We start from the raw sequence: 19,017 nt of genomic DNA on the forward strand, positions 1-19,017 counted from the left end.
TAGTGTTATCAGTTATAACATTAGGACGTTAAAGTGATTAAAAAAAAATTAAGAAAAATGGTCAGGGAACCCAAGAAATTTATAGCTGACTCTAAATTTATAAAAAAGATAAAACCATGCGGATTCTATTTAAATAATAATCCATCAATTGGGTTTATCATCATTGCAAATAATGAACAAGAAATTAACGATTCCGTTGAAAGCGTGGTTCTGGCAAATAAAACGTCAGGGATAAATAGCCCATACGTGATAATTAATAGCAGCGAAGTTATAAATATCACTGATGAGATTCACTCAGCTGCAAGTAAAGTAAATACCTTTTATGTTAAAATCCTCGAGCAAGGTGAATTATTACATAAAAATTTTCTTAAAAATTATCATCTGTATAATTTCAATTCTCAGTCAGCAGAAATAGTTTTACACGGATATACAAATGATGCTTCTGTTACACAACTCGATCCATTAATTGCCAATTTAAAAGCGAGTGCAAATGTCGAAAACCTAACATCAAAGGATTACTTTTTTCCGTCATTGGCAGTGAGCTTTTTTAAAACTAAATATCTTTATGAAATAAAAAAATTCATCAAACCAGATGCAATAGCAAGTAAGGTTATTAACGCTCTTAAAATTGCTGCTTTATGTGTGTTAGATTCTGATATCCAGTTTATTCCAAATGCTTTTTCGTATAGTAGTTCTGGCTCTAGTCTCGAATCTGAACTCCAGGAAATTGTAAAAGAAGGAAATTCGCTAAAAATATTATTATTTGAAGTTAAAGAGATTCTCAAAACTAAACAATTTTCGATACAGGAAAGTAAATATTTATTTTGCCTCATTCATAACCTTGTACTTCTCTTACTTAAGAATAAAAAAGCTGACGAATTAATAAATCAAGACTTACAGGATGAAATCAAAACTTGCTTTGTTACAATTGTTAATTTACTTGGCGTCAATGTCTTAAAAGGCTATTCGGCAAAAAACTATAATCATGTGCATAAGATAGGATATTTAAAACTCTTGGGTTTAGATGCTGAAAGAGATCTGTGCTACATCGAAGACATCAACCTTTCAAACATGAGTGTTAAATTTAAAATTGCCTCACATCATGACACTCTTCCTCGATTGTTTTTGAATGGCAAAGAGACGATACCCTTGTCCGCAAAAGTAAGGGAATTAACCATATTCGATCTCTCCTTTTCCTTTGAAATCTATTTCTGGGTCTCCTACAATTCACCGACTCAGGAACTATCTTTGCAGAATCAGTTTATCACCGGTATCATTGTAAATGGCAAGCGTTTATCAAAAGTCGCAATATCTAGCATTATTAATAGCCATGTTCGTAAAAATGTACAGCCTTATACATTAACGAGAAAAGCAAAAATATTGCGTTCTATAGCTACAACTTCAATTATTAAAAATAAATTTGCTAATTCCTGGCTGTTTATTGATAATGAATTGCGTGCAGATGATAATGCAGAACATTTTTATCGTTATGTTTCCAAACATCATCCTAATGAAAAGTGCTACTTTTTAATTAGTAAACAGTCTTCCGATTGGCGACGTCTTAAGAACGAAGGTTTTAATTTAGTGAAGTTTGGTAGTTTGGCACACCGATTTGCACTATTGAATGCAAAGTATCTCCTTTCATCACATGCAAATCCTGCAATTGTTAATTATCTGCCGCGGAAATATTATGCAGATATAATGAATTATAAATTTGTTTTTCTTCAGCATGGCATCACAAAAGATGACCAATCTGAATGGTTGAATAGTAGGAAAATTGATTATCTTGTCACTGCCGCACGACACGAGTTTGACGATATCTCTGGCCGTGGAAGATACCGTTATACTTCTCAAGAGACAATCCTGACTGGTTTCCCTCGTTATGATAATCTCAGAAAGCGTGATGAAAGTAAAAAACAAATCCTTATAATGCCAACATGGCGTAAAAGCTTAGCTGGAGAATTAATAAGAAAATCCAGTAAGCGTATTAAAAACCCTGAATTTATTAATTCATTATTTTGTGAAATGTGGGGAGGCTTTCTCCGTTCAGAGCAGCTTCGCAAAACAACAGAGGATTATGGATATAGCATAATATTCTTACCTCATCCAAATTTAACTGATTATTTGTCTGAGTTGGCGATACCAGACTATATCCAGGTAGGAGATCTAACTAGTTGTAGTATTCAGGAAATATTTAAAGATGCAGATCTACTGATCACTGATTATTCTTCCGTTGCATTTGATGTTGCATATATGAAGAAGCCAATAATCTATTTCCAGTTTGATAGTGCAACTTTCTTCTCTGAACATTCATACTCTAAAGGTTATTATGACTATGAGGAGCTTGGCTTTGGACCAGTAATTGGTGATATTGATACGCTAAATACTGAACTTAAAAACATGCTTGCAAATAAATCTATATTGCCCCCTTTTTATGATAAAAGGATTAAATCCTTCTTTCCTTATGATGATCATAACAACTCTTCGCGTCTCTTCAACCGATTAAACAATGAAGGTATTAAAGTTTATGACTGCGAAACTATTCTTGAATATCTTGAAAGATATACAAGTAACTTAGAGTTTAAGTCTATAGACACATTTTTGAGTAGCTTCGAAACTAATTTAATAAAAACGCCTCTTTATCTCCATGACAGGCTAATAGGAGTATTTGAAGATATAGTTTTTATTTGTAAGCTTGATAATAATGATAATATTTTGTCAAAAATAGAAGTAATACAGGATAATATAAATTTTAATACGCCAACAGATTTTTCATTTGCAGATAGCTTTCAAGTTATACCTGATGCAATGCAATTTCTCAAATATACTGAAAGCTATTTGTTAAAGCTAAAATCGCGTAAAATATTTGAAAAAGGATCTAATTTAAATTTATATAATTATTGCTGTTCGCTAATTTCATTCGTGGATTTTTATAATAAGCAGGATTACCAGGGAGCTTTAACGGTATACACTAGTAAATTAGAACACAATGCTGAACAAAATCCAAGAAATGTAATGCTTTTAAATTGCTTGACATTAATCAAGAATGGGGAAGCACCGAAGGCAATAAACTCATTCTCTAGCTTAACGATGACTTCCGAAGAAAAAGAATACCTCCTTTCTGAAATCTATAAGCATCATCAGCCTGAGGATAGAATGAATCTTCAATTAAGCCAACTATTGCCGGTCAACGAAAACAGCATTATGGCTATAGAAACATTCCTACTCTTGAGCAAGAACACCCCGATAGATTTGCTGTGCCATTATAACGAAAAGAATGTGATGCCAGACTCTATTCTTATTCATTATCTTGATCGTTTGTTCAGAGAGAAAAATTTCGCAAGCATGAGTGCTATTCTTAATGATGAGATCAACAAGAAATGCTATCTTATTTCAGATAATAATCGAGCAAAATATCTCTTCACGGTGTTTATATCTGAAGGAATCGAGAAATTCTTATCCGAACTCTTCATACTAACCGGAAATGACAATCTAGTGTATGTTTTGGAAAGCATGTTTATTAATAATGAAGATTTTGATTTAGACGTTATTTTTAAAATTATTGAAAGTGTTGTTGGTAAAGATCTTTATCCATTATCATGTGCAGAAATATATCAATATGCTTTATTGTTTTTTAAAAAATCACGGCCTGACCTGGCTAAGGAACTTACTATCCTGTCAATTATGAAAAAACATGAGGAATTCTACAGCGATATTAAAAATTGGAAAGGGGCTGATGATTACAGAACTCTATTATCAGCAGTGTCTGAGCTGAATGATGCCCTTGCTGGTTTAAATCGTATGCAATAGGGGAAATTAAAGTTTAGGAAATTTAAAGAAATGAGATGGTTTACTCGCGATATTGTTATTGCATCTATGTTGTTATTCTGTATAACAAACGTATTGGCTTCGCAAAAGGAGCCGATTGTTATTGATACGCACAACAACATACAGGGAATGGTAATTAACCTAAATGGAGATGTTTATACATTAGAACACCAAAATAAAAACCCTATACCTTTAGTTTATTTAAATAAAAATGGCGGGCGTGATTTAATATTAACTGATGCTTCCATAGGACATCAAGGCATAGGTGTATACGAAGATCGCATGCGTGGGATAAATTTGATCTTTACCAGCAAAAAAATTCACCATTTAGCGGGCTTGCTTTCTTGATCAAACATGATGATCTTGTAATGAAGCGTGAGATTGTTTTTTTTGATGATTCTTTTTTCAAAAAAAATGAAGTAATACCCACAATTTCCAGTGATGGTAAGTTTCTAATAGTTCGTGGGCGATTCGCTTCAAGGAACATGATAATCAGAGTTTTTGATTTGGAATATATCGTTGACAAGATTATAAATTCAAATAAAGATATTTTCTTTGTAACTTCGGGTTATAAATATCAATGGTCTTTGCCTGATAATATATTTACATATAAATCCGGCGAGTTAAGACCATTGCAGGCAATTGCATCCAATGGAAAAATAGTAAGTATTGTCCTGGGCAATGCAAGAGTAAATCCTAAGGCTATTTATAATTTTACAATGGATGGAAAATTACTGGACTCTAATACAAACGTTACTGTGGGTATGGACAGGGTTAAATCTTATGGTGATGAAGGTTTTTTTGAACCAGAAGGCTTGAGTATAGACAATAATGGAATGCTATCAATACTAATGTTGATTGGTAGAAAAAATAGCATTAGTAATTATATATATGAATATTCCGAATCTGATTAAAAATGAGTTTATATGATGTTACGGAATTTAACATGCTGAATTTACGGGGGAATATAGGAGAATGCATTGTCGATGTTAATTGCTGTGTTAAAGAATTTTATATTGATAATGGATTTTACAATATCTCATCTTGGATCACTAAAGATGAAATATGACAAGAATTATCAAGTTCATTTTTATGGTATTGTCCTTAAAGCTAGCTGATGGCGAGTGATTTACATGAAGTCACTTCACCATGTTTTGACTTTGTAGTTCATTGCTAAGATTATTGATTTTATTAATTAAGAATCGCTTTATGAATTCAATATCTGTTTTATCCCCATAATACACCGCATTTATCTGCGTATTCGCCAGCAAATACTCACGAAATTTCTTAAACAACTTCATGTCCGGCTTGAAATTTGCCGTCCAGAACTGGTGCAAGTGTCCCTGATATGTCATCCCTTTGATGTCATACAGGGCGTTGCCCATCACTTTCAGCGGTTTGTTATGCACTAACGCTGAAATTCCCGCCGTACTGTTAATAGTCACCACGGCTTTGGCATGCGTCAGTAATTCCGGCATCGGTAAATCGTGGACATAAATTACGCGATTGGTCACGCCATACTTCTTGCTCAGCCGCTTAATCAGGGGGCCATACAGACGATGCCCGCGATCCATAGGGTGGTGCTTAATGACCAGCACATCGTCTTTCGGCGCTTTACGTGCAAACGAGAAGATCACATCGTTAATATAATCCCGGACATCAGCGTATGGGCTATGGTTGCGGATCTGACTATCGTTATAGACCTGCAAAATCGCAAGATAAAAGCGTTGATCGAGTGTTGTCTGCAGCGTCTCCATTACGTCACGTTGTTTCCAGCCATACCATTGCTTACGCCACCACGCGCGCACCCAGCATTTTCCCTCGTACCATGGTGAAAAAGATTTGTGATGGCGATAATGCATGAACTCATGTCTATATCGCCAGCCGACGAGATAATACCATGTCGCGTGGATGTAACGGCGGCCTGAGGACGGTTTCAGTGGCTGGGGTTCTGAGAGTGGGAAATCTGGCAAGCTCCGGTAAAAATCAGGATCACGGGGCAGGGGGGAGAAAGCATTCACTCCGCCTTCTTCAAGCGTAATAAAGTGAGGCCGCAGATAGCCCTCTTCGAAAGCCAGGAAACGAATACCTTTCGCTTTCGCCCAGGTATGCGCCGCCCTGTGCAATGGACGGCAGTCACCGAAGCACAAGATAGTGTCGAATGGATAAACTTTCCAGGTCTCTTTCAGCCAGGTCGGGAATTCCTTCGGCGTTTGTGTATAAGTAAGGTGCTGACGATGTCGACAATAAAAACGATCGCCACCATTAAATACAACGTTTACCGCTTCGCGTTCCAGCGTCTCCAGCCAGTTGGCGACATCATTGAAGAAAGGCCCCATTGGTCCTTGCAACAGCAGATATTTTTTCCCAGCGAGTAATGTCTTAACGGTATTATTTTGCATCATCGTCCATGAGTCTCAAATTAACACTAACCAAAACGAACTTTGTAAAACATCAATAATTTGCGGTACTGTCTGGCTAATCGGCCGATATTTTTTTTCGTGATTTTCATTTCACCGCGTGGCGCGGTGCTCAGCCACATTACGGCCTCTTCTGCCTGCATTGGCTCCAGTCGCTGTGGATGGATATAAGTTGGGTACGCGATAAGCGTTTGCCACACTAAATCCGTAAGACTGAGCTGTCGGGCGCGCCGGGGAATATTGTGCTCATCCTGAGTGAGTCCCCAGCCGGCATAAAAAGGCAGGCCATAGCAAAATACTCGCTTACCGTGCATTAAGGCTTCGAAGCCGGAAAGAGAGGTCATGGTGTGTAACTCATCAGCGAGTTGAATGCACTGAATGATATCGGCATCCTGCGCCTGGCAGTCGGCCCAACGGGCGATATCTTCCGCCACGACTTGCCCTTTACGGTTGCCAACCAACACATCCGGGTGCGGTTTAAAGACAACAAACGCGTCAGGATTGCGCTCGCGTACCGTACGCAATAAATCCCGGTTGGTGTTAACAGACCTCGCCCCTGTCAGAATCGAGGCGTCATCCTCCACCTGACCGGGTACCAGAATGACTTTTTTACCGGTAGCCTCGGGCGGTAAGTGCCACTCCTGTCCAAGGTTGTATTTACTGACTTTGTTGCGCACAAGTTGTTGCAGAAGGGCTTGCGCACGCTCCCGCTGATGTTCGCTCAGGCTGCTGGCGTTCAGCAGGTTTTCCAGATCGCTTGGACGGGATGCGTCGTAATAGATACCGGTTTTATCCAGCACTAAAGACAGGGGGGCGAGCAAATCGGAACCCAGGCCGGAGGAGCGGATAAACCCGTCTTCCATCCGCCACAGTGGAATGCGCTGTGCATCTGCCTGCGCCTGCCATTTTTTCTCTCCCCTTGTACCCCAGGCAATAAGCGCGCTGGCTTGTCGACACTGCTTCGCAAAGCGTACCCGGTTCTCCACGGTTTTCAGAAACGGCCTGAGTATTGCTGTTTTCCACAGGCTTAATCCCGGCGCCCATAGCGTGCCACGACGTGCCAGGTTGTGGTTACGCTGTAAGACCAGCCAGTCGATAACGCACGCCAGCGTTGCAGGTTTTCCGCTTACCGGGTGTCGGTAACGGCAGTAGCGCAAGTAGGCGGCGGTGAACAGATTGCTCAGTGTGGTCGGTTGGCGGCGTGCGGCAAGCTCACGGGCCTTTGGGTGGCGGTCATCTGTTAGTCCCCAGCCCGCATACCATGGCTGCCCAAAGCAGACGACGGGTTTGCCTGCCAGCAACGCTTCAAAACCATACTGCGAGGTGACCACATACACCTTTTGCATGTGCCGCAGTAGCGATTGCGGGCTGACATCTTCGGCAAATACGCGCACACGGTCGTCGGATTTCAGGTTCGCAAAGTACCCCGCCTTTTTGCCGCATAGCACATCCGGATGCACCTTCACCCAAACTTCTGCGCTCGGATTTTCCTGCTTTGCTGTCTCAAGCATCTGCTGGAAGCTTTCCGGGCCGGCGTTGCCTTTGGTGACAGACATATCGCCAAACGTCTGGTCAATCACCAGCACGGCCTCTGGCATAATATCCGGTGCGACAAACGGCGGCGCCTGGTTGTATTTCGACAAATCATTGTCAACGATGGCGCGCATCATCGCCTGAGCTTCAGCCGCGAGCGGCTTATTGCCGTCATTATCTTTTACCAGGCATTCAAGCGAGCTCGGAACCGAAGCGTCGTAATAGATGCCTAAATGATCAACGACGATGGAGAGAGGCGGGCAACCCTGAACGCCTAACCCGAGAGAACGAATAAAGCCATCTTCCAGGCGAATAACCGGGAGACCAACGGATTGTGCCAGGGCAACAGGCTTTTGCGCGCTGGGGCGGTGGCCCCAGACGGCGATAGCATTCACCTGCTCCGGAATGGTTTTATAAGGCGAAAGCCGCACCGGTTTTCCAGGCAGAAAACTGTCCAGATGCGGAATGCGCCAGATCCCCCCGGAATAAATACCCAGTATGTTTCTCGTTCGTTCCATCAATATCAATCCGTTGATTAAAGAAGAAAACGTTTTTACCGCTGCTTGTTTCGCTTTCCCCGGCATGCCGGGAAAAGCATCTGCGACAGAGTTGATTAGATTGTCAGCACAACCCTGGCGGCAACGGCAAGCTGATAAAGAATGGTCGAAATACCACGCGTAACTTCAATGTTTTTCGATTCGTATTTCGGCAGAACCATGATTTCGTCACCGGGTTGCAGTTTTCCTGCATCGTCAGCATCAACCGACTCGCCGTTCTGGTGAATCACAATGATTTTTGAATTGCCGGATTTCTGCGTCAGGCCACCGCATTTTTTGATGTAATCGTCCACATCCATTCCGTCCTGCCAGGAGACGGCGTTCGGGAACAGCACTTCCCCGTGCACCATAACCAGCGACGTTTTTTCCGGAATCATGATGACGTCACCATCTTCCAGCAGCACCGAGTCGATGTTGCTTTCGCTAAGCACGACTTGCCCTTTCGGAACGACAGCACGCGCTTTATTGACGAACCGGCTAACCAGTTGCGCTTCCTGCATGCGCAAACGGGCTTCTTCCTGTGTTGAGGATTGTGCTGAAAGAGAGGCCTCTTCCAGTTTCTGCAACGACAGGTTCAGCATCTCTTTCTGACGCTCCGCAACAGATGTTCTGTACAACTGGATGGCCTTCATCTGCGACATGCTATTCGGGCGGATCTGCGATAGCACCTGACGCATGGTCGAACCGTACGGCAGAACTATCGCATGTTCGCCGGAATGGGCACCGTCAACACGTACCTGAATGGTGCCTGCATAGCGGTCTGAACTTACGATAAGACGGTCGCCATCCTGCAGAGAGCGGCCCGCTGCGGAGCCGAGAGGATAGTATTCGCTACGTTTTACGGTGCCTTGCTGGCGGATAATGGTCATGTGGGTGGCGCCGGGTTTCGGACGCGCCCAACTGAGCGCCTCTGTGACCGGAATCGTACTGTTGGCGAACTCAAAGTCGTAACTGTTAAACACATCGCCTTCTACGCTGAACGTATGCTGACGTGGACCAACGACGATGGTATCGCCATCGACAAACTGCGACAGGCCCAGCTTACCGTTCAGCAGAAAATCGTACAGGTTTACGCGTGAGATAACCGATTTGCCACGTTTGACGATGATATCAACGTAGCTGCCGCGCTCACTGTCGACGCCACCAGCTTTGCTCAGATAAGAGAGCAGGGAGTCAGATGCCACGCCACCATACAAGCCAGGGCTTCGCACATAGCCGGTCACGAAAACTTTCACCGGCTGAGCCTGCAGCAGAGAGGCATAGACGTTAACGTTCGACGTATAAACTTCTTTGATCTTACTGGTGACGGTATTGTTCAACTGCGCATTGGTCATACCCGAGACTTTCAGCGGGCCAATATTAGGCAGGAAAATATTGCCTTTCGGGTCAACGGTGAGCGCCCCGTCATACTGGAATGCGCCCCAAAGTCGAATCTGGATGGTATCGCCGAGACCAATCACATAGCCTGGGTTGAACCCCAGACCTGCGCCTGAAGCTGCGCTGATAGAGGTAAACAACTGTGCGCCGAACATGCGGCTGGGCAGTGCGGCAGCCACGGGGGGCGGTGTGTTGTCAAACCCGGTTGCGTTCTGAGTTTCTTCTGTCTTGCCGGTGATAAGCGACGGCAACGGTGCCGCCCCTGTCAGATTTGGATCGGCTGTAATCCCTGTCGTACCAGCCGCCCAGGCCGCATGGCAGACCAGAAGGAGCAGTGCCGATTTTAATAATTTCATGTTCAACTCTGTAAAATTCACTGTGCGTCCAAAATTAGTCTTTGTGATCTTCAATCACGGCCAGCAGCAATTTGATGGTGCCGAAGAGTAGGCAGCAGACTAACAACCAGCTTGCCAGCAGGTAGCCGCTATTGGGGAAACTGGACTCTTCCGGTTGTTGCGGTGAGCTGATGACCGACAACACTTTGAGTTTACGTGCCGCTTCCAGGCGTGTTTTTTCAATGGCTTTGATCGCCATCGTGTAGATTTCGGTATCGAAAGTGACGCGTGCTTTAATCTCGTCAAAGTCAGCCGCCATGCTGTTGAGTTTCTTATCGCCTGGCGCGGTGATTTTGCTCTGCTCTGTGTCGATCTGTGCCTGCAGGGCTTTTATTGAATTACGAAGGCTAATGACCTGGGGCGCATCTTCACGCAAGTAACTCAATAAATTACGCAGCTCGGCTTCCAGCTCAACTTTTTTACCTTGTAAGGTCATCACCAGAGAGGTGGCAGCAGTGGCGGAGGCTTCGGGATCGAGGATATTGTTCTGATTCTGGTAAGCCAGTAATTCTGCTTTACTTTTATCAAGGCGAATACGGGCCTGCTGCAGTTCTTCCTGGGCGAAGTTCAACTGCTCTCGCGCGATTTTATGGGAGAGCTCGTTAATAAAACGCTCTGACTCTTTCAAGACTGCTTTATTGAACTGCTGTGAGAATTCCGGCGTAAAACCCTGGGTCTGAATCGTCAAAAGACCGGTTTTGTCATCAAAGACCACAGAGATTCGGTCGCGGTAGTAATTGAGGAACTGTTCTGCCGTTGTATCTTTAGAGAGATGATGAATGAAGTCCAGCCCGCTATGGCTCCATGCATCGTGAAAATCGAGCTGTTTATCGAGTACTTTCAGCATATCTGCTGAGTTGATGTACTCCTTGAGATACAACGCGTCTTCGGTGGAACTGGGGTTGGATGCACCCAGCAGCAAGCCGACATTCAGGCTGGCGCCTTCGATATCACTGGGACGTTTTACCGCGACCTTTGATTCGCTCATATATCGCGGCTGGCTGAAAATCACCAAATAGATGACGAGTAGTGCCATCGGGGTGGCAATAACAATCCTGGCAAGATGCTGCTGGATCCAGGCAAGGTTAAATTTGGCCGTACGTGCGCGTAACGAGGACGCCAGCAACTTTACTTTATGTGTAGACATGTCACTTTCAACGTTATTCTCCCTGGCAAAAATTTGCTGAGGGGAAGACTTTTTATGTCGGTATAAACAGGTGAGGTGTCAGTCGAAAATCCTGACTAAACCAATCACATCCTGTGAGTTATCGGTGATGAGTAGGGTGGAGATGCGGTGTTTAGTCATCTTCTCTTCCGCATTGATGACTTCTGCCAGATGGCGGAGTGCACATCACCTTGCTCCGTCAATGTGCTGTGTACGCTGTTAATCAGCGCTTGCTCTTCTGTTTCCGTGTTCACGTTAAAATCCATTTTGTTTCCTGTTGGTAACCTCTACGTGACGGTCGGTGTCCAGGCCATAGTTAACAGGCGCACCGTCACAGCAACCGATTCAGGACATACCACTCAGTTGCCATTCGTTTCCTGGAAGTGCAAAAAAATACCCAGTCGCCATGGTGGTGACGTTTACCAGGTACTTTTTAAACTTGCGAGTTCGGGGACTATCTTTTATTTTCCCGTTTTTTAGCACAAGCAGCTCTTATATACAACTGCAACGAATTTAGTAATGCTGAGTATAATAGCTTTTACTATTGTTCTTTTAAGATTAACTCTTTGTAATTTTTGGATTTTTTTGTTGTGTTTAATGTGGTTTGCAATTCTTTTTATTGCCTGTTTATAAATTTCAAAAACGTAATAAATTAATACCACGTCGCAGGTTTATATTTATTTCATCAAGCGGTTTTGCTTATATATTCATATTAAAAATATATCTAAGATAATGTAAAATAGTCTGGCATTGATACCATATTTTATTTTTCCATTAATACGGATAAAAAAACGCCACCCCGAAGGATGGCGTTTGATAAGGCGTAAAATGCGGACGAATTAATCGTCGAGGAAGCTACGCAGCACTTCAGAGCGGCTCGGGTGGCGCAGTTTACGCAGCGCCTTCGCTTCGATCTGACGGATACGTTCGCGGGTAACGTCGAACTGTTTACCCACTTCTTCCAGCGTGTGGTCAGTATTCATATCGATACCGAAACGCATACGCAGCACTTTTGCTTCACGGGCGGTCAGGCCAGCCAGAACGTCGTGCGTAGCGGCACGCAGGCTCTCGGTGGTCGCAGAGTCCAGCGGCAGCTCGAGGGTGGTGTCCTCGATGAAATCACCCAGATGCGAATCTTCATCGTCGCCAATCGGCGTTTCCATGGAGATCGGCTCTTTGGCAATTTTCAGCACTTTACGGATCTTATCTTCCGGCATCAGCATACGCTCGGCCAGCTCTTCCGGCGTCGGCTCACGGCCCATCTCTTGCAGCATCTGGCGGGAGATACGGTTGAGCTTGTTAATGGTCTCAATCATATGCACCGGAATACGGATGGTGCGCGCCTGATCCGCGATAGAGCGGGTGATTGCCTGACGGATCCACCAGGTTGCGTAGGTGGAGAACTTGTAACCGCGACGGTATTCAAACTTATCTACCGCTTTCATCAGACCGATGTTGCCTTCCTGAATCAGATCGAGGAATTGCAGACCACGGTTGGTGTATTTCTTGGCGATAGAGATAACCAGACGCAAGTTCGCTTCAACCATCTCTTTTTTCGCACGGCGTGCTTTCGCTTCACCGATGGACATACGACGGTTGATGTCTTTTACCTGCTCAATGGTCAGGCCGGTCTCTTCTTCAATCTGCTGCAGTTTCTGCAGGCCGCGCTGAACGTCCTCAGACACTTCATGCAGTTTTTCAGACCACGGCTTGTTCATCGCCAGGGCTGCATTGAACCAGGTCTCGTTGGTTTCGTTGCCAGTAAACAGCGTAATGAAGTTTTTCTTCGGCATCTTGCACTGTTCAACGCACAGCTTCATGATAATGCGTTCTTGGGTACGCACGCGGTCCATCATGATGCGCATGCTGTTTACCAGGTAATCGAACTGTTTCGGTACCAGACGGAACTGTTTGAAGACTTCGGATAGCTGCAGGATTTCGGCTGCGGCATCAGCGTGGCTACGGCCTTTCGCTTTGATGGTGTCGCGGGTTTTTTCGTACTGTGTACGCAGCTCGGCAAATTTTTCGCGCGCCAGCTCAGGATCGATGCTGTTGTCATCGTCGCTGCTGTCATCGCCATCTTCGTCTTCATCTTCGTCCTCATCGTCGTCCAGCTCTTCCTGAGAGAGTTCAGAACCGACGTGAGTCGCCGTAGGTGCCAGATCTTCTTCCGCGTTTGGATCGACGAAGCCAGTGATCAAATCAGACAGGCGAGCCTGCTCCGCTTCAACACGGTCATATTGTTCCAGCAGATAAGTAATGGCTTCCGGGTACTCGGCAACGGAGCACTGAACCTGGTTGATCCCGTCTTCGATACGCTTAGCGATGTCAATTTCGCCTTCGCGGGTCAACAGTTCAACGGTACCCATTTCGCGCATGTACATGCGCACCGGATCGGTTGTACGACCGATTTCAGATTCAACACTGGAAAGAACCTGTGCAGCCGCTTCTTCTGCATCTTCATCAGTGTTGTTGGCGGTTTCGGCAAGCAGTAGATCATCGGCATCCGGTGCTTCTTCCATCACCTGAATGCCCATGTCGTTGATCATTTGGATGATGTCTTCGATCTGATCGGAGTCGACGATATCTTCCGGCAGATGGTCATTGACCTCGGCATAGGTCAGATAGCCTTGCTCCTTACCACGTTGGACAAGAAGTTTCAGCTGTGACTGCGGGTTTTGCTCCATAAGACGGTATCCACACTTAATTCAAGAGGGTTGGTGTCGGTCAGCGAAATAAAACCGCCAACTTGGTGTAACGAGGGCTTACTTATATTTTTGCCGCTGCCTCTCAATGCGGCTGTCGGGCGCTTCCCGAACGATTATCGGCACTTAAGCCGTTGAATTTACTTTTTCGCCAGTTCCTGGTTTAGTTGCCAGAGCTCCCGGCGTTCTTCGCTGCTTAAACCATGCGTGCGGTCACGAGCTATCAACTCTTCTTGCCGCTGTACAAGCATCGAATCAAACATATGATTGAGCGCGTCGTTGAACGTTTTTTCTGCAATGTCTTTATCTGCTATATCGTCCCACATCGCCAGTTTTTCAAGGGTTGCGGCTTCTTTTGTTCCGCGATACTGTTCCAGAAGCTGCCCTGTGGTTAATCCAGGCTGTGACAAACAAGTGTTGACCAGTTCTGTAAATAAGCCAAGTCCAGCCATTCTGGATTTATCCAGCCCTTCCAGCGGAGGCACTAACGGTGCGAGTTCCGGGCTCTGGACCAGCAATCCTATCAGTATACGCATGGTTGTGCGTTTTAGCTGAGGCGCCGGGCGGGCCGTGGCATTTTCCGCCTGTTTTGGCATTAAACGATCAAGCTGCGCGTCGTCGAAGATGCCAATTTTGTTACCCAGTAACTGCCTGAGCTGAATACGTAGCGTTTCACCCGGAACCTGAGAAATCAACGGCAGCGCCAGCGCGGCAAGTTGCGTTGTCCCGTCCGGCGTGGTTAAGTCCGCCTGTGGCAGTAAGCTGTTAAACAAAAACGTGGAGAGCGGCATCGCCTGCTCCATCCGCGCTTCAAACGCTGCTTTACCTTCCTTACGTACCAGCGTATCCGGGTCTTCACCGTCCGGCAGGAACATAAAGCGTAGCTGACGTCCGTCGCTCATGTACGGCAATGCGGTTTCCAGCGCACGCCATGCGGCATCGCGGCCTGCACGGTCGCCGTCATAACAGCAAATGACGTTTTTCGTTACCCGAAACAACAGTTGAATATGGTCTGCTGTGGTCGAAGTTCCGAGTGACGCAACGGCGTAGTTAATGCCATATTGCGCCAGCGCAACCACATCCATGTAACCTTCCACGACTAAAAGCCGCTGCGGTTCATCATTGTCCTGCTGCGCTTCATAAAGCCCGTATAACTGGCGGCCTTTATGGAAAATATCGGTCTCTGGTGAGTTGAGATATTTGGGGGTATCGTTACCCAGCACTCGGCCACCAAATCCCATTACCCGACCACGCTTGTCGCGGATGGGGAACATCACCCGTTCGCGAAAACGATCGTAACTGCGTCCCTGATCGTTAGTGACTAGCATGCCCGCATCAATCAAAGATTGACGATTTTCCTGGTTTGCACCAAAACGCTTTAAAACGTTGTCCCAGCCGGGAGGGGCGTAACCAATCGCAAAACGGGCGATGACATCGCTGCTTAAACCGCGCCTTTCCAGATACTGGCGCGCCGGTTCAGCGGCAGGTTGCATCAGGGATTGCTGATAAAACGCATTCAGGCCATCCATCAACTGATAGAGACTTTGCCGCTGGTGGCGCTCTATCTGACTTGGCCCGTTGCCTGCTTCATAGGGCACTTCCAGGTTATGCATGGCGGCCAGCTCTTCGACGGTTTCCACAAACTCGAGCTTGTCGTAGTTCATGAGAAAGTCGATCGCGTTGCCGTGCGCCCCACAGCCGAAGCAGTGATAAAACTGTTTTTCACCGTTTACGGTGAAGGAAGGACTTTTTTCGTTATGGAATGGACAGCATGCGTGCCAGTTCTTGCCCTGCTTTTTCAGTTTCACACGCGCATCGATCAGATCGATGATGTCGGTGCGAGCCAGCAGGTCATTGATGAAAACGCGTGGAATTCGTCCAGCCATATGCCCCATAATTACACTTTGTCAGTCGAACTGCCTCTGCGTTGGCTACGATCATTCACTCCTGTCACTGACTGACTACAGTAAGCTCCGGGAATTCACGCTCTTGCCGCCTTGATGCATCCTGAATGATTTTGTGTACTTGCTAATGCATAAACGAAAATAAGCCGCGCATTCCTTTCGGAAGCACGGCCTTACAACTACAACTCGGTCTGAAACTGAGAGCTAAACTCTCAGAAGACTTAGTACAGACGAGTGCGGCGTGCGTTTTCGCGAGCCAGTTTCTTCGCGTGACGTTTCACAGCAGAAGCTTTAGCGCGCTTACGTTCGGTAGTCGGTTTTTCATAGAACTCACGACGACGAACTTCCGCCAGAACACCTGCTTTTTCGCAGGAACGCTTGAAGCGACGCAGTGCTACGTCGAACGGCTCGTTTTCACGTACTTTAATTACCGGCATGTGCCTCTCACCTTTGATAAATTCGGTTTGCCGCTGGCGTCAACGCCAGCTTATTTCAAAATGGTGCGGAATTTTACTTCAACAGTTGCTGCTTTGTAAAGCACCGCTGCCTTTTTTGAAAGGGACTTTTGTAAGGGTGGGGAGTATACACGAAGTCCTTCAAGGGGGTGAGTAAAGTTTACAACAAGGGGCATTGATCCTACACTGCGCGGCATTGAAGCGAGGTAAAAAACAGCCATGCGTGTACTGGGAATTGAAACATCCTGCGATGAAACCGGCATCGCTATTTATGACGACAAGAACGGCCTCTTAGCCAACCAATTGTATAGTCAGGTAAAACTGCATGCCGACTACGGCGGCGTTGTGCCTGAACTGGCCTCCCGCGATCATGTACGTAAAACCGTACCGTTGATTCAGGCGGCGCTCAAAGAGGCAGGGCTGGCGGCAAAAGATATCGATGCGGTTGCCTATACCGCAGGTCCGGGTCTTGTCGGCGCGTTGCTGGTCGGCGCAACGGTCGGCCGGGCGCTGGCATTTGCATGGGATGTTCCGGCCATTCCGGTTCACCATATGGAAGGCCACCTGCTGGCGCCCATGCTGGAAGATAATCCACCACAATACCCGTTTGTGGCGCTGCTGGTCTCCGGCGGACACACGCAACTGATTAGCGTGACGGGGATTGGCGAGTACCAGTTGCTTGGCGAATCCATTGATGATGCCGCCGGTGAGGCGTTTGACAAAACGGCCAAATTGCTCGGTCTTGATTACCCTGGTGGGCCCATGTTATCGAAACTGGCGTCGCAGGGGACGGAAGGGCGCTTTGTCTTCCCGCGTCCTATGACGGACAGGCCCGGTCTTGATTTCAGTTTCTCTGGCCTGAAAACCTTCGCGGCGAATACCATTCGTGAAAATGAACCGGATGAGCAAACGCGTGCCGATATCGCCCGTGCATTTGAAGACGCGGTGGTCGATACGCTGATGATCAAATGTAAACGTGCGCTGGACCAAACAGGTTTCACCCGTCTGGTTATGGCGGGTGGCGTTAGCGCAAACCGTACGCTTCGCGCAAAACTGGCTGAGATGATGAAAAAACGCCGTGGTGAGGTGTTCTATGCTCGCCCGGAATTTTGTACCGATAATGGCGCAATGATTGCCTATGCCGGAATGGTGCGTCTGAAAGCCGGTGGCGTTGCCGGACTTGGCGTAACTGTGCGCCCGCGCTGGCCGCTGGCGGAATTACCCGCTGCGTAATCTATTCCCCCGGTGGCTACGCTTACCGGGGTTATCGTTTGGTTTCCCTCTTTTTATCTTCCCATTTCCTTGCCGCTATCGTCCGCATCTCCACAGATCACTGACTATACTTTCCCCTTTGCGAGTCAAAATCGGCTGCCATAGCCGGCAGGGATGTTCAGTTATGACGCCTCTTCTACATCACCGAAAGAGGAGACATTATGAAAGCTCTCGTCTGGCACGCTACTGGCGATATTCGTCTTGATGACGTCGCCGAACCACAGATTGAACAACCCACTGATGCGGTTATTCGTCTTACAGCCTCGGCCATTTGCGGTACCGATCTGCACTTTATCCGTGGCACCTTTAGCGATATGAAAGCGGGCACCATCCTCGGCCATGAAGGCGTCGGCATTATTGAGCAACTGGGCGACCAGGTGCGTAATTTTGATGTCGGCGATCGGGTGGTGGTTTGCTCGACGCTCTCTTGTGGCTACTGCCCTCCCTGTCGCAGCGGTAACACCGCGCAGTGTGATAATGCCAATCCGAACGGCCCACAGGCCGGTACCTGTTTCTTTGGCGGCCCGCAAGCGACCGGCCCTGTCAACGGCTTACAGGCAGAAAAGGCGCGTATTCCCTTTGCCTCTAATACGCTGGTAAAAGTCCCGGAGGAGGTCAGTGATGAACAGGCGATTCTTGTCAGCGATATCTTTCCGACGGGCTGGTTTGGCGCGGAGATAGCAGACATTACGCGCGGCGACACGGTGGCGGTGTTTGGCTGCGGGCCTGTTGGTCAGTTTACGATTGCCAGCGCATTGTTGATGGGCGCCGGACGCGTCATTGCCGTCGATTCACATGATGACAGACTGGCGATGGCGCGCCGACAGGGGGCCTTTACCGTCAATTTCGATAAAGAAGATCCGCTGGAGGCCATTGCATTACTCACCGGTGGGCTGGGTGTTGATATTGCTATTGACGCCGTTGGTGTTGATAGCGAGCACGCTCACCATGGCCCGGCGGCTCAGCAAGCCGAACAGAAGGCAGAGCAATATCGTCAGGAAGTGCAACAGGTGGCGCCGGACAATGCGCAGCATCAGCATGTTCAGGACGGAAACTGGGTTCCGGGCGATGCGCCGAGCCAGGCGCTGGAGTGGGCGATTCAGGGGCTGAAAAAAGCGGGGACACTGAGCATTATCGGCGTTTATCCTCCCGCCGCGCAGATTTTTCCCATTGGGATGGCGATGAATAAGAATCTGACCATGAAAATGGGTAACTGCAATCACCACGCGATTATTCCGCACTTGCTGGAACTGGTGCGCGTGGGGGCTATCAACCCCACCCAGGTACTGACTCAGGTGGAGCCATTGTCAGATGTGGTATCCGCTTATCAACATTTTGATAAGCGTGAGACCGGGTGGATCAAAACGGAATTACTGCCTTCGCACTAACTCCCCGGCAGGCCGGGC

12 protein-coding genes and 1 pseudogene are annotated in these 19,017 nt (G+C 46.7%); 5 read left to right on the forward strand and 8 right to left on the reverse strand.

Annotated elements, in window-relative coordinates:
- Positions 1–33: 33 nt before the first annotated feature.
- The 3 genes from ABU190_RS17055 to ABU190_RS17065 are packed head-to-tail and all read left to right on the forward strand — an operon-like array spanning position 34 to position 4,742.
- Positions 34–3,810 (forward strand): CDP-glycerol glycerophosphotransferase family protein, encoded by a 3,777-nt coding sequence (locus ABU190_RS17055; RefSeq protein ID WP_354691930.1) that lies wholly within the window; start codon positions 34–36, stop codon positions 3,808–3,810.
- Positions 3,811–3,840: 30 nt separating this feature from the next.
- Positions 3,841–4,176, forward strand: coding sequence for a hypothetical protein (locus ABU190_RS17060; RefSeq protein ID WP_354691931.1), 336 nt, complete (start codon positions 3,841–3,843; stop codon positions 4,174–4,176).
- A 20-nt stretch (positions 4,177–4,196) separates the two neighbouring features.
- On the forward strand, positions 4,197–4,742 hold the full coding sequence (locus tag ABU190_RS17065) for a hypothetical protein (protein ID WP_354691932.1): 546 nt from the start codon (positions 4,197–4,199) through the stop codon (positions 4,740–4,742).
- Positions 4,743–4,967: 225 nt separating this feature from the next.
- Here the strand turns inward: ABU190_RS17065 and ABU190_RS17070 are convergent, their stop codons facing one another.
- From ABU190_RS17070 to rpsU, 8 genes and pseudogenes are all read right to left on the reverse strand, one after another.
- Positions 4,968–6,230, reverse strand: coding sequence for a capsular biosynthesis protein (locus tag ABU190_RS17070; protein WP_354692049.1), 1,263 nt, complete (start codon positions 6,228–6,230; stop codon positions 4,968–4,970).
- A gap of 26 nt (positions 6,231–6,256) precedes the next feature.
- The gene (locus ABU190_RS17075) at positions 6,257–8,281 is read right to left on the reverse strand and encodes a capsular polysaccharide biosynthesis protein (RefSeq protein ID WP_354692050.1); all 2,025 of its coding nucleotides are present in this window, start codon (positions 8,279–8,281) and stop codon (positions 6,257–6,259) included.
- Positions 8,282–8,394: 113 nt separating this feature from the next.
- On the reverse strand, positions 8,395–10,071 hold the full coding sequence (locus ABU190_RS17080) for a polysaccharide biosynthesis/export family protein (protein WP_354691933.1): 1,677 nt from the start codon (positions 10,069–10,071) through the stop codon (positions 8,395–8,397).
- Between the two features lie 34 nt (positions 10,072–10,105).
- Positions 10,106–11,257 (reverse strand): capsule biosynthesis protein, encoded by a 1,152-nt coding sequence (locus ABU190_RS17085; protein ID WP_354691934.1) that lies wholly within the window; start codon positions 11,255–11,257, stop codon positions 10,106–10,108.
- A gap of 78 nt (positions 11,258–11,335) precedes the next feature.
- A pseudogene (locus tag ABU190_RS17090) lies at positions 11,336–11,437 on the reverse strand (KpsF/GutQ family sugar-phosphate isomerase); the annotation flags it as partial.
- 677 nt (positions 11,438–12,114) lie between these two features.
- Positions 12,115–13,962, reverse strand: coding sequence for an RNA polymerase sigma factor RpoD (gene rpoD, locus ABU190_RS17095; RefSeq protein WP_271849673.1), 1,848 nt, complete (start codon positions 13,960–13,962; stop codon positions 12,115–12,117).
- Positions 13,963–14,120: 158 nt separating this feature from the next.
- Positions 14,121–15,866 carry a DNA primase gene (gene dnaG / locus ABU190_RS17100; RefSeq protein ID WP_079497196.1) on the reverse strand — a complete coding sequence of 582 codons (1,746 nt, stop codon included), beginning with the start codon at positions 15,864–15,866 and terminating at the stop codon, positions 14,121–14,123.
- Between the two features lie 239 nt (positions 15,867–16,105).
- Positions 16,106–16,321, reverse strand: a complete 216-nt coding sequence (gene rpsU, locus ABU190_RS17105; RefSeq protein ID WP_001144069.1) for a 30S ribosomal protein S21 — start codon at positions 16,319–16,321, stop codon at positions 16,106–16,108.
- A gap of 237 nt (positions 16,322–16,558) precedes the next feature.
- Between rpsU and tsaD the strand changes: the two genes are divergently transcribed.
- Positions 16,559–17,572: a tRNA (adenosine(37)-N6)-threonylcarbamoyltransferase complex transferase subunit TsaD gene (gene tsaD / locus ABU190_RS17110; protein ID WP_039078116.1), complete on the forward strand. Its 1,014-nt coding sequence runs from the start codon at positions 16,559–16,561 to the stop codon at positions 17,570–17,572.
- A 200-nt stretch (positions 17,573–17,772) separates the two neighbouring features.
- Positions 17,773–18,999 (forward strand): zinc-dependent alcohol dehydrogenase, encoded by a 1,227-nt coding sequence (locus tag ABU190_RS17115; RefSeq protein WP_354691935.1) that lies wholly within the window; start codon positions 17,773–17,775, stop codon positions 18,997–18,999.
- Positions 19,000–19,017: the final 18 nt, after the last annotated feature.

The organism is Phytobacter sp. RSE-02 (assembly GCF_040578655.1).
Lineage (GTDB): Bacteria > Pseudomonadota > Gammaproteobacteria > Enterobacterales > Enterobacteriaceae > Phytobacter > Phytobacter diazotrophicus.

What these genes read in the sequence shown, in the direction of transcription:
- rpsU (WP_001144069.1), bottom strand. Translation starts at nt 16,321, where the DNA reads ATGCCGGTAATTAAAGTACGTGAAAACGAGCCGTTCGACGTAGCACTG.
- ABU190_RS17065 (WP_354691932.1), top strand. Translation starts at nt 4,197, where the DNA reads ATGAAGCGTGAGATTGTTTTTTTTGATGATTCTTTTTTCAAAAAAAAT.
- ABU190_RS17115 (WP_354691935.1), top strand. Translation starts at nt 17,773, where the DNA reads ATGAAAGCTCTCGTCTGGCACGCTACTGGCGATATTCGTCTTGATGAC.
- rpoD (WP_271849673.1), bottom strand. Translation starts at nt 13,962, where the DNA reads ATGGAGCAAAACCCGCAGTCACAGCTGAAACTTCTTGTCCAACGTGGT.
- ABU190_RS17070 (WP_354692049.1), bottom strand. Translation starts at nt 6,230, where the DNA reads ATGCAAAATAATACCGTTAAGACATTACTCGCTGGGAAAAAATATCTG.
- tsaD (WP_039078116.1), top strand. Translation starts at nt 16,559, where the DNA reads ATGCGTGTACTGGGAATTGAAACATCCTGCGATGAAACCGGCATCGCT.
- dnaG (WP_079497196.1), bottom strand. Translation starts at nt 15,866, where the DNA reads ATGGCTGGACGAATTCCACGCGTTTTCATCAATGACCTGCTGGCTCGC.
- ABU190_RS17080 (WP_354691933.1), bottom strand. Translation starts at nt 10,071, where the DNA reads ATGAAATTATTAAAATCGGCACTGCTCCTTCTGGTCTGCCATGCGGCC.
- ABU190_RS17085 (WP_354691934.1), bottom strand. Translation starts at nt 11,257, where the DNA reads ATGTCTACACATAAAGTAAAGTTGCTGGCGTCCTCGTTACGCGCACGT.
- ABU190_RS17060 (WP_354691931.1), top strand. Translation starts at nt 3,841, where the DNA reads ATGAGATGGTTTACTCGCGATATTGTTATTGCATCTATGTTGTTATTC.